Genomic DNA, 14,663 nt, shown 5'->3' with positions numbered 1-14,663 from the left:
GCGCGATGACTGTCAACAAAACCGCTTCGACCATGCGCAAGATCATCGTCTCCCTCGTGGCCGCCGCAGGCGTGGTGGCGGTCTCAGCCCCGGCCATGGCCGCCGGCGCCGCCAAGCACCCGCGCCACGCCGGCTTCAGCTTCGAAGGTCCGTTTGGCACCTTCGATCAGGGCCAGCTGCAGCGCGGCTACAAGGTCTATCGCGAAGTCTGCGCGTCCTGCCACGGCATGGACATGCTGTACTTCCGCAACCTGGGCGACAAGCACGGGCCGTTCTGGGATTCGCGCTATCCGAACCCGAACGACAACCCGGTCGTGAAGGCCCTGGCCGCCGAGGCCCAGATCGCCGACATCGACAGCGAGACCGGCGAAGCGATGATGCGCGACGGCACGACCGCTGACCGCTTCCCCAACCCCTATCCGAACGCTACGGCTGCGGCCGCCGCGAACGGTGGAGCGCATCCGCCGGACCTCTCGGTCATGGCCAAGGCGCGCCACGACGGCGCCAACTACATCTACTCGCTGCTCTCGGGCTACGTTGACCCGCCGGCGGGTCTGCAGATGGCCCCGGGCCAGCACTACAACCCCTATATGGCCGGCGACATGACGCCGTTCTGGACCGGCGATCCGGACCACGTGCCCTATGGCGGCTTCATCGCCATGCCCAATCCGCTTGCGGCCGGCCAGGTCACCTACGACGACGGAACCGAGGCCACGGTCGATCAGATGTCCAAGGACGTCGCCGCCTTCATCGCCTGGGCCTCGGAGCCCAAGATGGTTGAGCGCAAGCAGGCCGGCGTCGGCGTGCTGATCTTCCTGTTCCTGTTCGCGGGCCTGACCTACGCCAGCTATCGCCGGATATGGAAAGGCGTGGCGCACTAAGCTACGGCCCACCGCTGAACGATCGACCCGCCGGAGCCCGCTCCGGCGGGTTTTTCGTGCCCGTTGCGCATCGACAGGGGAGGAAAACGGGCTAGGGTCGCGGCCTCGTTTTCGCCGTCCGAGAGGGTCCTCATGCGTTTCACCGTCGCCGCCCTGGCGTCCAGTCTGCTGCTGGCGGCCTGCGCCACCGGCCCGGGCTCGGGCCAGGCCCCCGCCTTCGACGCCGCGCGCCTGTCCGAGCACGCCCGCATCCTGTCCGACGACAGCTTCGAGGGCCGCGGCATCGCCACGCCGGCCGAGGACAAGGTGGTGGCTTATCTGAGCGAGCAGTACGCGGCGGCCGGCTTCCAGCCCGGCGGCGAGAACGGCGGCTGGACCCAGGACGTGACGCTGAACCGCTTCACCGCCTCGAACGCGCGCGGCCGGCTTACGGTCGGCGGATGGTCGCAGGACCTGACCCAGGGCCGCGAGGCCGTCTTCTCGACCCGCCTGCCGGGCGCCTCAGTGAACCTGACGAACGCGCCGCTGGTCTTCGTCGGCTATGGCGTCAAAGCGCCTGAGCGCCAGTGGGACGACTTCAAGGGCCAGGACATGCGGGGCAAGATCCTGGTCGTCCTGGTCAATGATCCCGATTTCGAACAGCCCGAGCTGAACACCTTCAACGGCCGGGCCATGACCTACTACGGCCGCTGGACCTACAAGTACGAGGAAGCTGCGCGCCAGGGCGCCGCAGGCGTCCTGATCGTCCACGAGACGGCGCCTGCCTCCTATGGATGGCAGACGGTGACCAACTCGTGGTCGGGCCCGCAGTTCGACATCCTGCGCCAGAACGCCTCGGCCGAACGGATCCCGCTGGAAGGCTGGATCCAGCGCGATCTGGCGGTTGAGCTGTTCCGCCGCGCGGGCCAGGATTTCGAGCAGCTGAAGGTCCAGGCGCGCAGCCGCGACTTCCAGCCGGTCGCCCTGGCGGACGCCACGCTGGACGCCCGCATGGACGTGGCCACCTCGCAGATCACGACGCGCAACGTCATCGCCCGCCTGCCGGGCCGCACCCATCCGGACGAGACCGTCCTGTACACCGCCCACTGGGACCACATCGGCGTGGGCGATCCCGACGAGACGGGCGATCGCATCTTCAACGGCGCCGTGGACAACGCCACGGGTACGGCTGGCCTGCTGGAGCTGGCCCGCGTCTTCGCCGCCGGGCCGCGCCCGGAGCGGTCGATCGTGATGATCAGCTTCACTGCGGAGGAAAGCGGCCTGCTGGGTTCGGAATATTACGCCGCCAACCCGATCTATCCGCTGGAGACGACCGCCGGCGGCTTCAACGTCGATTCCATGAATGTCTATGGCCGTACCACCGCCATCAGTTCGGTGGGGCAGGGGCAGTCCGAGCTGGACGAGCGGATCGCCGCCGCAGCCTCGGCCCAAGGCCGCACCGTCGCGCCGGACAGCGGCGCGGGCGGCGGCTATTTCCGCTCGGACCACTTCCCCCTGGCCAAGCGCGGCGTGCCCATGGGCTATGTCGGATCGGCAGGCGACTTCCGCGACGAGCCGATCGCCGAACGTCTCGCAGCGCGTCAGGAGTACGGAGCCAAACGCTATCACCAAGCCGCCGATGAATGGTCGGCCGACTGGGATCTGAGCGGCCAGGTCGAGGACTTGCAGCTGATCCACGATCTGGGTCTGGCCCTGGCTAACAGCCGCGACTGGCCGGGCTGGAAGCCGGGTTCGGAGTTTGGCCCGGCGCGTGAGGTCAGCGCCGCCGCACGCCGCTGACCCACGAACGAACATGACGAAAAAGTAAGGGGCGAGGCCAGGCGGCCTCGCCCTAGAAGGTTTCCGGCCGCATACCGCGCTGGAGACCGACGTCATGCCCCGCACCGCCTTCGCCCGCCGTCTGAGCGCCGCCGCCGCCGCCGTGGCGCTGCTGCTCGCCGCCGGCGCGGTCTCGGCCCAGGACTTCTCGGCCCAGCGCATCAGCGACGAAATCCGCACGATCAGCGCCGACGCGTTCCAGGGGCGCTATCCGGGCACCGACGGCGAGCGCCTGACGCTGGAGTTCCTTCAAGCGCAGTACGAAGCGATGGGGCTGGAGCCCGGCGGGCCGAACGGTCAGTGGCTGCAGCCCATCGACCTGAAACGCTTCACCCCCGTCGAGGGCTCGACCTCGGTTAGCTGGAGCGGGCCGGACGGCGCGGCCAAGGCCCTGACGCCGGGCTCCGACATCAATCTGCGCGCCGTATCAAACGACGGCCGCGCCGCCATTCAGAACGCCGGCCTGGTCTTCGCCGGTTACGGGATCACCGCGCCCGAGCGCAACTGGGACGACTATGGCGGCGTCGATGTCACCGGAAAGATCGTCCTGGTCCTGGCGGGCGAGCCCGACGGCGAGCTGTTCAACGGCGCCTACGCCACAAACTACCAGTCCGCCGCCTACAAGGGCGATGAGGCCAAGCGCCGGGGCGCCGTCGGCGTCATCACCGTAGTCGATGCGGGCGCGGGCGACGCCGCCTGGACGCGCCAGGCCCAGTTCAACGCCCGCCAGCGCACCCTGACGCCGGGCGCGGCCGATCTGGAGTTCACGGGCGCGATCAACCGCGACACGGCCCAGGCCCTGGGCGCGGCCGCAGGACTGGACCTGGCGGCCCTGCGCGCCCAGGCGGCGTCGGGCCAGTTCAAGGCGACGGCGCTGGAGGGTGTCGCCCTGTCGGTCGCGACGGCCGAGACCATCGACAGCCTGCGCACCCACAACCTGTTGGCCCGGATCCCCGGCACGACGCGGCCGAACGAGACCATCGTCTATTCCGCCCACTGGGATCACGTCGGCGTCGAAGAGGATGCGCCCGGCGACGACAAGATCTTCAACGGCGCCTGGGACAACGCCTCGGGCACCATCGGCGTGCTGGAGATGGCGCGCCAGCTGAAGGCCGCCGGCCCGGCCGAGCGCAGCTTCGTCTTCGCCCACATGGCCGCCGAGGAAATGGGCCTGCTGGGTGCCTACGCCTATGCCGCCGATCCGGTGTGGCCGCTGGAGACGACGGTGGCCAACATCAACATCGACATGCTGCCCCTGTCGCCGTCGACCCGCGATGTGGCCATCTTCGGCAAGGGCCAGAACGAGCTGGAAGACCGGCTGGCCGTCTTGGCGGAGGCGCAGGGCCGCTACGTCACCGACGACCGCCAGCCTGAGCAGAACTTCTATTACCGCTCCGACCACTTCCCCTTTGCACGCGCCGGCGTGCCGGCCCTGATGCCGTGGCACGGCGTCGATTGGGTGGAGGGCGGACGCGAGGCGGGCCTGGCGGCCTGGCAGGCCAAGTTCGCCGCCGATTATCACCGCCCTAGCGACGAATGGTCGGCCGACTGGGACCTGACGTCTGCGGTCGAGAACCTGACGCTGCTCTATCGCCTGGGCTTGGAATTGGCCAACGGCAGCGACTGGCCGGGCTGGAAGCCGACGTCCGAGTTCGGCCAGGTGCGTGCGCGCTCGGACGACGCCAGGTCTCAGTAGACGTCGCGCCTGTATCGCCCTGCCTCGGTCAGCGCCTGCAGCCCCACTTCGCCCAGCACGGCCTGCAGCGCCGCATGCACGCCGCGCGACATGCCTTCCAGGCTGCCGCAGACATAGATGAAGGCGCCGCGCTCGGCCCAGTCGGCGAGGGGGCGGGCGTGTTCGGCGACCAGAGCCTGGACATAGGTCCGCTCGGCCCCGTCGCGCGAGAAGCAGCGGTCCAGCCGAGTCAGCACGCCCGCAGCCAGCCAGGCCTGTAGTTCGTCGTCGTAGAAGGCGTCATGGGCGCGGGTGCGCTCGCCGAACAGCAGCCAGGTGTCGGCGGGCTGGCCTTGGGCGGCGCGGGCCTTCAGATGGGCGCGCAGGCCGGCGATGCCCGTGCCGTTGCCGATCAGGACCATAGGCGCGCCGGGCGGCGGGGCGTGGAAGCCGCGGTTGGCGCGGATGCGCAGGTCGATCTCGTCGCCCAGCTGGATCGTCTGGGTCAGCCAGCCGGACGCCAGGCCCGGCGTCCCGTCGGGTCGATGCATCAGGCGGATCAGGAACTCGGCGCGGCCGTCGGCGGGCAGGGAGGCGACGGAGTATTCGCGCGAGGCGGGGGCCTGGCCGTCGCGCGCCGGCACGCCGATCTCGGCGATGTCGCCGGCCGCCCAGTCCGGCGCGGCGCCGACCGGCTCGAACGCCAGATGGTGAGCCTCGCCGCCGGGACTGCCGGGATTCAGCAGGCGGCGCTCGACCAGCCGCCAGCGGTCGTAGGCCGGCGGGGTCCAGTCCGGCGCTGACGTCGCCCCGGTGATCTGGTTCAACTGATGCTGCCAGTGGCGGATGGCGCCGGCGTCGCCGTTGTCGATCTCGACCGGGTCGAACAGGGGCGGGGCTTCGGCGCGGGCCAGCCAGGCGGCCAACGCCCGGCCGAAGCCGCAGAAGGCGTCATAGCTGCGGTCGCCCAGCGCCAGCAGGCCCCAGGACAGGTCGGGCAGGGCGGCGTCCTGGCTCATGACCCTTCGCACGAAGCCCGAGGCCGCATCCGGCGGATCGCCCTCGCCGGTGGTCGAGACGATGAACAGGGCGCGGCGCGCGTTTCGCAGCGTCTCCAGATCCAGCGCGGCGAAGGACAGGACCCGCGCCCCCACGCCGCCGTCCGACAGGGCGCGAGCGGTCATCCAGGCCAGTTCCTCGCCAAAGCCGGTCTGGCTGGCGTAGGCGACCAGCACGGCGTCCTGGCCCGCATCGCCGGCCAGGGCCTGGGCGCGCTCGGCCTCGCGGCGACGGTCTCGGCGCACGCGCCAGACGACGCCGGCCGTCAGCAGGAGCCAGAGGGCGACGGCGGCGACGGCCCAGAGCAGGCGTTCCGGCTCAGTCGTCACTCGCCCTCGTCCAGCATGGCGGCGAAGGCCGGGCTCAGGCGCTCCACCAGACCACGCGGCGTGCGCTCGACGAACTGGGCCGCCAGGCCCATGGCCTCGGCGTACTCCGGCCCCTCGAACGGCCCCATGACCGTCAGGGCGGTGGCCAGGGCGTCGGCGCGCATGGCCGAGGCGTCGAACACCGTCACCGAGGCCAGGCCGTTGTCGACCGGGCGTCCGGTGCGGCCGTCGATGGTGTGGGGATACAGCTTGCCGTCCACCTGAAAGGCGCGGCGCCAGTCGCCGGACGTCGCCATCGCCACATCGACCAGGGCGACCACGGTGCGCGGCGCGGGCGTGCCGGCCGGCATCTCCAGCTCGACCCACCAGGGCTGCCCGTCGGGTTTGACGCCGCGACCCTGAACCTCGCCGCCGATCTCGACCAGATGCGAGGTCGCGCCCAGCGCCGTCAGACGATCCGACACGCAGTCCACGGCGTGGCCCTTGGCGATGCCCGAGAAATCGAGCCGTGTCCCGCCGGGCTGCATCGCCGCCCGCGCGTCGCGGTTCAGGCGCAGACGGCCCCAGCCGCTGACGGCCAGGGCCGCCTCGATCTCGTCGTCGGCCGGCAGGGGCGCCGCGTCGTCGCGCGGTCCCGGCGGGCCGAAGCCCCACAGATCGACCAGGGCGCCCAGCGTCGGATCGACCGCGCCGTTCGTCTCGTCGCCCAGGTCCAGCGAGGCGTTCAGCAGATCCCAGAACTCGGGCGACAGCTCCCACGTACCCGCCGGCGCCGCGTTGAAACGGCTGATCTCCGAGCGGCGGTCCCAGGGGCTGAACAGGGCCACGATGCGGGTCAGTTCCTGATCGATGGCGGCGCGGAAGGTCTCCTCGCGCTCGCCCGGCGGCGGGACCAAGCGGACCGACCAGGTCGTGCCCATGCTTTCGCCCTTCAGGGTCCAGACGCGATCGCTGGGCGGACGCTGCGGCGGCGCCTTCAGGGCCGGGATCAGGACGCGGTTCTCCGACCGGTCGCCGCCGATCTCCAGCGGGGGCGGGGCGATGTCGCCGGCGCGGCTCAGGGCAGGATCTCCAGCACGCCGTTGTAGCTGGCGTTCAGGGCCGGCTGGCCGGCGGCGCCGGGCGTGCGCACCGAGGCGTTCAGCCAGTACATCCCGGCGTCGCTCCAGGTCACGGTGAAGGCGCCCTGGGCGTCGGTGCGCACCGTCTGCTCTTCGGGATTGTCGCGATAGCGCGTGCCGCCCCGCGCGATGGTGACCTCCAGGTCGGCGGCGGGCTGACCGTCGCGCACGAACTTGAACGTCGCCGGTTCGCCGACCACCAGGTCGTTGGGGTGGGTGACGGGAACCAACTCCAGCCCCTGGCCGGTCGGCGCCAGGGCGGTGTCGTTGGGCTCGCCCAGGGTGACGAAGGTCTCGGTGCGGCTGTTCATGCGCGTGGTCTGGACCTCGGTGGCGCCCGCAGGCAGGGCGGCGGCGAAGTCGGCTTCGCGCCCGCGCCAGCGCTTCTGCTCGCCGGCCTCCATATAGGTCGCCATGAAGCCCGAGCCGACGTTGGCGACGCGATAGGTGCCCGGCTGGGTCAGGTGCAGGTCGAAGCTGGAGCGATAGCGCGCCTGATGGCTGTTCTGAGCCTGAGCCGCCGAGCCGTCGGGCGCGGTGATGGTCAGGCCGTCCAGGCGCATGGCGGCGTGGTCGGGGATGAAGACGCCGTTCGACATGCCCGCGTCGAAGCCGACCCAGGCCTCACCGCCCGACAGGACGGTGGCGGTGGGGGCCAGCCAGGCGCGGTGGGCCTGGGCCGACAGCGGCAGGGCGAGCGCGGCGCCGAGGGCGATCAGGGCGAGGGTCTTCTTCATGGCTCTAATCCTTAGCGGGTGACGGCGACGGAGACCGCGCCAAGTTCGGTGGATCCGGTCGCTCGACCAGCGTTTGCGGCACCCCAGCGAAAGGGCACGCGCACAGCTTCGCGTCCGCCCAGTTCTCGGGCGGCCTCGACGACCAGGGTGTATTGGCCGGCCGGCAGGCTGGCCAGGCGGGCGGCGGGAATGCGGACGGTCTGACGGCCCGGCGCGCGGGTCGGACCGGACACGCCGTCGGCGGGCAGGCTCAGCGCGCGGCCGCCCTTGCGCCACCAGGTGCGCATGTCCTTCAGCCAGTCCTTGCCCTCGGCGTTGGGCAGGGCGGTGTCGTACCAGACCGCCAGGGTGCGGACGTGGGCGGCCTCGCCGTTCTCGATCCACATGGCGACGTAGGGGCGGTGATAGCTGGCGCTGGCGATGCGCGGGATCTCGACCGTGACGGTCAGGTCGGCCGCCGCCGTCGGGGCGGCGATCGCACCGAGACCGGCGGCGGCGAGGGTGGCGGGGAGGAAACGCATCTCGAAACTCGTCAGTGAATGAAGATCAGGGCGATGACGACGGGGATCAGCAGGCCCAGGGCGACGATGGGCCAGGTCGAGGGCCGACCCCGCGCGTGGAGCCACAAAAGAGCCAGGCCGGTGACGGCGAAGATCACGCAGGCCACGGCGAAGACGTCGATGAACCAGTACCAGACGACCCCGGCGTTACGGCCCTTGTGAAGGTCGTTGAGGTAGGCGATCCAGCCGCGCGTGGTCCTTTCGTGCAGCGCCTCGCCGGTGGCGCGATCCACCGTTATCCAGCCGTCGCCGCCGGGCGTGGGCAGGGCGATGTAGATTTCCTGCGGCGTCGTTTCGGTGGCGCGCCCGGCGACGGCGACGCCGAACTCCGACTGGATCCACCGCGCCAGGGCCTCGGGCGCCGGGTCAGTGGTCTCGGGCGCGAACTCGGCCAGACGGGCCAGCAGCGGCGCGGGCAGGTCGGCTGTGGTCTCGACCGTCACCGGCTCGGCCGGGATCTGCGAGGCGTGGTTCAGCGTGATCCCCGTCACCGAAAACAGGATCAGGCCGACCAGGCTGACGGCGGCCGAGATCCAGTGCCAGCTGTGCAGCTGCTTCAGCCAGAACGAGCGGCGCGCGTTCATGCTCGCCTTGGGAGGCGGCGCGGCATCGGTTCGCGGGGCGGCGGCGTCGGTCACGAGCGACGCTGTGCCATTGTTGCGAACGATTTTCAATACTGAAAGGGTAGGCCTACCAGGCGCGGCGGATGCCCGCGCTCAACACCCTCGGCGCTGCATAGCCGGCGACGCCCGTGCCGGTCATCGACACCTCCACATCGGCGTCGAAGGCGTTGTCGAGCGCCAGCCAGACCGCGGCTCGATCCGTCAGCCGCCAGTCTGCCCGCAGGTCGGCGACCACGGCGGCCTTCAGCACGCGGCTGTTCAGGTCGTCCTCGAACCGCTTGCTCTCGTAGCGGGCGCGGGCCGACAGGGTCAGGCGGTCCGTCGCGGTCCAGTCGACGCCGGCCGTGGCGCTCCAGATCGGGGCCTGAGCGGGACGCAGGCCCGTCAGCTGCGGCGCTGAGGTCCCGCCGTCTACGCGGGCGTCTGTGATCGACAGGGCGCCGACCAGGGTCAGCCGGTCGGTCGCGCTCGCCTCGCCGTTCAGCTCCAGACCCACGGCTTCGATGGTTCCGGCGTTCTGGCGCTGGCGTAGGACGCCGCCGGCCGGCACGAAGCCGGCGCGCGGGAAGGTGCCTGGACCCTCGCCGATGGTGACGTTGACGATGGCGCGGTCGATCTCGTTGAAGAACACGGCGGCGGTCCAGCTGGCGCGTTCGCCGGTCCAGGCCAGGCCGGCCTCGACGCCCTTCAGCCGCTCGGGCTCCAGCGCGGCGTTGGCCTCGGTCAGGTCGTTGCCGACGCGGAACGGACGGTGCAGTTCGTTCAGCGTCGCCGGCCGAAAGCCGGTGTAGGCCGCTCCGCGCGCCGCCCAGCCGCCGCCTAGATCGCGCCGCGCGGCAAGACGCGCGGAGACCACCTCGCCGGACCGGTCCGCATCCGTTTCGTCCAGGGTCGGCGCGCCGGACTGCAGGTCGAACTCGAAGCGGCGTCCGGCCGCATTCTCCCAGCGATCGACGCGCAGGCCGCCGGCGACGAGCCAAAGGTCGTTCGTCCAGGACCCTTCGGCGTAGAGGCCGGCCACAGAGGTTTCGCCGCCTGCGACACGGCCGCGCGTGAACTGGCCCTCCATGAAGCGGAACCGCTCGCGCGTCTCGCCCTCGTTGAAGCGGGCGTCCAGACCCAGTTCGCCTTCCAGCCGGCCGCCCAGCGCCTCGCGCGCCTGGCGCACGGCGGCGTTGACGCCCCAGCCGGTCGCCGGCGTCTCGAACTGGTCGTTGGCCGGGGTGGTCGAGCCGCGGTCGGCGGCGACGGCGGCCGAGGTGTTGGCGAAGTCGCTTTCGCGGCGCCAGGCCTGCAAGCGCCATCCGGCGGCGTCGCCCGACGGCGCCCGTGCAGCAGTGGCGCTGAGCACATGGCCCGACGCCTTCGCGCGCGCGCCGGCCAGGCCCGCCCCGCGATCCTCGTCCCAGATCCCGGCCCGCAGCGACACGGCGGCGTCGCCCAGCGGCAGGTCGGCGCGAAGGGCGGCCGAGCTGGCCTCCAGATCGAGCGGCGTGTCCGCCGCGCCGGCGGCCGGACCGCGCACGGGGACGTAGCCGTCGGACCGATCATGCAGGGCCGAAAGGGTCAGACGCGCCGCGCCGATCTGTTCTGAGGCCGAACCGGCCAGGCGCAGTCCGCCGCGCTCGGCGACCGAGGCGTCCAGCACGCCGCCCGACGCCCGCTCGCGCAGGCCGATGACGCCGGTCAGCGCGCCCGCGCCATAGGGGCCGGCCCCCGCGCCGCGCGTGATGTCCAGGCCCTCCAGCGATTCCGGCGCGACCTGGGACCAGATCACCCAGCCGCCGAACGGATCGTTCAGCGGCACGCCGTCCAGGGTCACCAGCGTCCGGCCCGCCCCCGACGGCGCGATGGCGCGAAGCGAAATCCCCTGGGTCGTCGGATTGGCCGCCAGGCTCGAGGTCCGGCGGAACAGCGACACCGCCGGCACGCCGCCCAGGGCCTCGTCCAGCCGCGCCGATCGCTGCAACGTCTCCTCGCCGATCCGCACCACCGAAAACGCGGCCTCGCCGGCCGCCGGCGGCAGACGCGCGGCGGTGACGATCACATCGGACACGGTCGTCGGGGCGGCCTGAACGGCGGGAGCGGGCGGAGGCGGGGGCGGAAGCGACTGCATCATTGCGCGGCGTAACACCTGTGGGGCCTCAGCGTTGCCGTAAAACGGCTGCGACCCGGCGTCTCAGTTCGATCAAGGCTTGAAATGGCGCGGCGTCTGCGCGACCCCTCGCCCCAGTCGTCCTGAAGGAGCTCCCCGATGAAAACCCGCGCCGCCGTCGCCTTTGAGGCCAAGAAGCCGCTGGAGATCGTCGAGGTCGACCTTGAAGGCCCGCGCGCCGGAGAGGTGCTGGTCGAGATCAAGGCCACCGGCATCTGCCACACCGACGCCTACACGCTGGACGGCCTGGACTCCGAGGGCATCTTCCCCTCGATCCTGGGCCACGAGGGCGCAGGCGTCGTCGTCGAGGTCGGGCCGGGCGTGACGAGCGTCGAGGTCGGCGACCACGTGATCCCGCTGTACACGCCGGAATGCCGCCAGTGTAAGTCGTGCCTGTCGCGCAAGACCAATCTGTGCACCGCCATCCGGGGCACGCAAGGGAAAGGCCTGATGCCGGACGGCACCTCGCGCTTTTCCTACAAGGGCCAGGCCATCGCCCACTACATGGGCTGCTCGACCTTCTCGAACTACACCGTCCTGCCCGAGATCGCGCTCGCCAAGATCCGCAAGGACGCGCCGTTCGATAAGGCCTGCTACGTCGGCTGCGGCGTGACGACGGGCGTGGGCGCGGTGGTCAACACAGCCAGGGTGGAGCCGGGGGCCAACTGCGTCGTCTTCGGCCTGGGCGGCATCGGCCTGAATGTCATCCAGGGGCTGAAGATGGTCGGCGCCGACATGATCGTCGGCGTGGACATCAACAACGACAAGGAAGAATGGGGCCGCCGCTTCGGCATGACCCATTTCGTCAACCCGAAGCAGGTTTCCGACGTGGTCGCCCATCTGGTCGAGCTGACCGGCGGCGGGGCGGACTACACCTTCGACTGCACCGGCAACACCACCGTCATGCGTCAGGCGCTGGAGGCCTGCCACCGCGGCTGGGGCGAAAGCATCGTCATCGGCGTGGCCGAGGCGGGCAAGGAGATCGCCACTCGCCCGTTCCAGCTGGTCACCGGCCGCGTCTGGCGCGGCTCGGCCTTCGGCGGCGCGCGCGGCCGCACCGACACGCCGCGGATCGTGGACTGGTACATGGACGGCAAGATCGAGATCGATCCGATGATCACCCACACCCTGCCGCTGGAACGCATCAACGAGGCCTTCGACCTTATGCACGAAGGCAAGAGCATCCGCAGCGTGGTGGTGTTCTAGGGTCTTGCGTCGGTCCGTGCGTTGTTTAAAACAACGGACCTGATCGGGAGGAGATCGCCATGTTCACGCACATGACCGTCGGGGCCAACGACATCGAGGCGTCGCGCAAATTCTACGACGCGGCTCTGGGCGCCTTGGGCATCCCGCCGGGAACCGACGACGCATATGGACGGGTCTGGTGGCGCACGCCGCGCGGCGCCTTCGCCATCACTCGGCCTCTGGACGGCGAGCCTGCCTGCCACGCCAACGGCGGCACCATCGGCTTTGGCGCGCGGGATGCGGAGGCGGTGAAGGCGTTTCACGACGCGGGCGTCGCGGCCGGCGGGACGTCCATCGAAGACCCGCCCGGCCCGCGCCAAGGACCGTTCGGCACCCTGCATCTGGCCTATCTGCGCGACCCGTCCGGCAACAAGATCTGCGCCCTGCACCGCCCGGGGTGATCTTGCCGAAACGATAGCGCTGTGATAGCGTTGGTCTATGGCTCAAGCCCTGATCCGAAACATCGACGATGCCGACATGGCGGAAATCAAGGCGCAAGCCGCGAGCGAGGGGATTTCTGTCGAGCAGCGGCTGCGCAATCTCGTGGCTGAGGCGGCTCGAGCGGACCGGGACGCTTTCTGGAGGCTGGCCGCGCGCATGCGGGAAGCGACGCGCGGCGCCGGCCTGACGGTCGAGGACGTTCTCGAGCACAATCGAAGGGATCGGGCAGATCGCGACCGACGCATCATCGGCGATATTTGACGCCAGCGTCGTCATCCGGTGGATGGTCGATGATCCGTTGACGGCCGCCGCGATCGAGGCCGCCGAGACCCATGTTGCGGAAGCGCCCTTTTTGCTTTGCAGCGAAGTGGCCAACGCCCTGAGGAATCACCACCGCGCGGGTCGCTATGAGATGGACTGGTGCCAACACCAGCTACGTCTCCTGCCGCGTCTCATACGCCTGCACGATGAACGACCCCTACTGCCCTTCGCTTTTCGGCTCGCCGCAGAGCGGGACCATGCGGTGTATGATTGTCTCTACGTCGCTATGGCGATCGAAATGGCCAAGCCGCTGATCACCGCCGACAGGAAGCTGGCGAGAAAGTTCTCCGGGCTGCCAGGCCTGGACCTGGTTGAGTTGACGGAGGCGACGTCAGAGGAATGATCACTGTGAAGACCCACGCCGTCCACGGCGGAACCCTGCGCTATCTGAAGCACGACAGCGCCGTGACCGGCACGCCCATGACCCTGTCGGTGTTCACGCCGCCGGGGGAAGGGCCGTTTCCGGTAGTGATCTGGCTGTCGGGCCTGACCTGCACCGAGGACAACTTCACCACCAAGGCCGGGGCCTATGGCGCGGCGGCGGCGCTGGGTCTGATCGTCGTGGCGCCCGACACCTCGCCGCGCGGCGAAGGCGTGGCCGACGATCCGGCCTATGACCTGGGGCAGGGGGCCGGCTTCTATGTCGACGCGACCCAGGCGCCCTGGTCGCCCCACTTCCGCATGGAGAGCTATATCGCCGGCGAGCTGATCGATCTGATCGACGCCGAGTTTCCGACGACGAAGACGCGCTCCGTCTTCGGCCACTCGATGGGCGGCCACGGGGCCCTGACCCTGGCGCTGAACCATCCCGAATTGTTCCAGTCCGTTTCGGCGTTCGCCCCCATAGCCTCGCCGACGCGGTGCCCCTGGGGCGAGAAGGCGCTGGGCGCCTATCTGGGCGACGACCGCGCGGCCTGGGCGCGTCATGATGCGGCGCTGCTGATCGAAGCGGGCGCGGCGCGCGGCGTCTTTGACGACATCCTGGTGGATCAGGGCGACGCCGATCCCTTCCTGACCGAACAGCTGAAGCCCGAGCTGCTGGTCGAGGCAGCCAAGACGTCGGGTCAGACGCTGACGCTGCGGATGCAGCCGGGCTATGATCACTCCTACTTCTTCATGGCCAGTTTCGTGGCCGACCACCTTGCCTTCCACGCCGATCGCCTGAAAGGCCCCGCCGCATGAGCACCGTCGCCGATCCGGACGCCCTGTTCGCCGCCCTGTGCAGCGAGGTCGGCTTCTGCCTGCATGAGAAGGGTCAGAAGCGCGTGCTGGAAGCTCTGCCCAAGGGTCTGGACGCCGCCATGCGCGCCGTGCTGGCGGCCGAGGGCGTGGACGAGCCCAATGCGCCGGGCGATTTGAAGAAGGCGGTCCGCGACTGCCTCAAGGCCCACGTCACGCCCTAATTGGGGAATCTAGACCCTGGGCCGTCGCAGATCTTCTGCTCCAGCCGCTCAGACACCCGCGCCCGCAGTCTGCGCCTCTGGCGCAGCAGGTCGTGGAGGCCGTCGGCCAGACACAGCACCTGTTCGTCCTCCAGCCTCTCGGCCAGGGCCATGATCTTGGTCGACGCGCGTTTGAACTGGGCGTCATCCAGATAATCAGCGCAGGGCGGGGCGGCTTGCAGGAAGCTCTTGGGTTCCATCTACGACATCGCTCTTAGGTTGCGTGCGCATGAAGAACAGCTGTCCGAGGATCTCG

The 14,663-nt window shown here is 70.2% G+C and carries 16 protein-coding genes; 9 read left to right on the top strand and 7 right to left on the bottom strand.

The window, feature by feature from the left end; all coding sequences use genetic code 11:
* Positions 1-5: 5 nt before the first annotated feature.
* The 3 genes from E4M01_RS13835 to E4M01_RS13825 all read left to right on the top strand — a co-directional run bounded on the left by E4M01_RS13835 (position 6) and on the right by E4M01_RS13825 (position 4,395).
* The gene (locus E4M01_RS13835; RefSeq protein WP_135065675.1) at positions 6-881 is read left to right on the top strand and encodes a cytochrome c1; all 876 of its coding nucleotides are present in this window, start codon (positions 6-8) and stop codon (positions 879-881) included.
* A 132-nt stretch (positions 882-1,013) separates the two neighbouring features.
* Positions 1,014-2,660, top strand: a complete 1,647-nt coding sequence (locus E4M01_RS13830) for a M28 family metallopeptidase (RefSeq protein WP_135065672.1) — start codon at positions 1,014-1,016, stop codon at positions 2,658-2,660.
* A 94-nt stretch (positions 2,661-2,754) separates the two neighbouring features.
* Positions 2,755-4,395, top strand: a complete 1,641-nt coding sequence (locus E4M01_RS13825; RefSeq protein WP_135065669.1) for a M28 family peptidase — start codon at positions 2,755-2,757, stop codon at positions 4,393-4,395.
* Here the strand turns inward: E4M01_RS13825 and E4M01_RS13820 are convergent.
* The 6 genes from E4M01_RS13820 to E4M01_RS13795 all read right to left on the bottom strand — a co-directional run bounded on the left by E4M01_RS13820 (position 4,389) and on the right by E4M01_RS13795 (position 10,919).
* The gene (locus tag E4M01_RS13820) at positions 4,389-5,762 is read right to left on the bottom strand and encodes a sulfite reductase subunit alpha (protein WP_135065666.1); all 1,374 of its coding nucleotides are present in this window, start codon (positions 5,760-5,762) and stop codon (positions 4,389-4,391) included. The genes E4M01_RS13825 and E4M01_RS13820 overlap by 7 nt on opposite strands.
* A complete protein-coding gene (locus E4M01_RS13815; RefSeq protein WP_167765436.1) occupies positions 5,759-6,682 on the bottom strand; it encodes an FAD:protein FMN transferase in 924 nt (307 codons plus the stop codon). Before E4M01_RS13815 ends, E4M01_RS13820 begins: the two co-directional genes overlap by 4 nt.
* Positions 6,683-6,819: 137 nt before the next feature.
* The gene (locus tag E4M01_RS13810) at positions 6,820-7,620 is read right to left on the bottom strand and encodes a DUF4198 domain-containing protein (protein WP_135065660.1); all 801 of its coding nucleotides are present in this window, start codon (positions 7,618-7,620) and stop codon (positions 6,820-6,822) included.
* Between the two features lie 11 nt (positions 7,621-7,631).
* Positions 7,632-8,141, bottom strand: a complete 510-nt coding sequence (locus E4M01_RS13805) for a DUF2271 domain-containing protein (protein ID WP_135065657.1) — start codon at positions 8,139-8,141, stop codon at positions 7,632-7,634.
* An 11-nt stretch (positions 8,142-8,152) separates the two neighbouring features.
* Positions 8,153-8,764, bottom strand: a complete 612-nt coding sequence (locus E4M01_RS13800; protein WP_135065654.1) for a PepSY-associated TM helix domain-containing protein — start codon at positions 8,762-8,764, stop codon at positions 8,153-8,155.
* 106 nt (positions 8,765-8,870) lie between these two features.
* Positions 8,871-10,919, bottom strand: a complete 2,049-nt coding sequence (locus E4M01_RS13795; RefSeq protein ID WP_135065858.1) for a TonB-dependent receptor — start codon at positions 10,917-10,919, stop codon at positions 8,871-8,873.
* Positions 10,920-11,057: 138 nt separating this feature from the next.
* Here E4M01_RS13795 and E4M01_RS13790 point away from each other — a divergent pair, with 138 nt between their 5' ends.
* From E4M01_RS13790 to E4M01_RS13765, 6 genes are read left to right on the top strand one after another with little or no spacing between them, the layout of a single operon-like run.
* Positions 11,058-12,164, top strand: coding sequence for an S-(hydroxymethyl)glutathione dehydrogenase/class III alcohol dehydrogenase (locus E4M01_RS13790; protein ID WP_135065651.1), 1,107 nt, complete (start codon positions 11,058-11,060; stop codon positions 12,162-12,164).
* Positions 12,165-12,223: 59 nt separating this feature from the next.
* The gene (locus E4M01_RS13785; protein WP_135065648.1) at positions 12,224-12,604 is read left to right on the top strand and encodes a VOC family protein; all 381 of its coding nucleotides are present in this window, start codon (positions 12,224-12,226) and stop codon (positions 12,602-12,604) included.
* A 37-nt stretch (positions 12,605-12,641) separates the two neighbouring features.
* Positions 12,642-12,905, top strand: a complete 264-nt coding sequence (locus E4M01_RS13780; RefSeq protein ID WP_135065645.1) for a hypothetical protein — start codon at positions 12,642-12,644, stop codon at positions 12,903-12,905.
* Positions 12,906-12,942: 37 nt separating this feature from the next.
* On the top strand, positions 12,943-13,308 hold the full coding sequence (locus E4M01_RS13775; protein WP_245161284.1) for a type II toxin-antitoxin system VapC family toxin: 366 nt from the start codon (positions 12,943-12,945) through the stop codon (positions 13,306-13,308).
* On the top strand, positions 13,305-14,147 hold the full coding sequence (gene fghA / locus E4M01_RS13770) for an S-formylglutathione hydrolase (protein WP_135065639.1): 843 nt from the start codon (positions 13,305-13,307) through the stop codon (positions 14,145-14,147). Before E4M01_RS13775 ends, fghA begins: the two co-directional genes overlap by 4 nt.
* Entirely contained in the window at positions 14,144-14,368 is a 225-nt protein-coding gene (locus tag E4M01_RS13765; RefSeq protein ID WP_135065636.1) for a hypothetical protein, read from the top strand. Before fghA ends, E4M01_RS13765 begins: the two co-directional genes overlap by 4 nt.
* On the opposite strand, the gene E4M01_RS13760 is transcribed toward E4M01_RS13765, so the two are convergent.
* Positions 14,365-14,607 (bottom strand): hypothetical protein, encoded by a 243-nt coding sequence (locus E4M01_RS13760; RefSeq protein WP_245158308.1) that lies wholly within the window; start codon positions 14,605-14,607, stop codon positions 14,365-14,367. The two genes, E4M01_RS13765 and E4M01_RS13760, sit on opposite strands and share 4 nt — an antisense overlap.
* Between the last annotated feature and the right edge of the window lie 56 nt (positions 14,608-14,663).

The organism is Brevundimonas sp. MF30-B (genome assembly GCF_004683885.1).
Classification (GTDB): Bacteria; Pseudomonadota; Alphaproteobacteria; order Caulobacterales; family Caulobacteraceae; genus Brevundimonas.
This window is presented reverse-complemented; position numbering and strand designations above follow the sequence as displayed.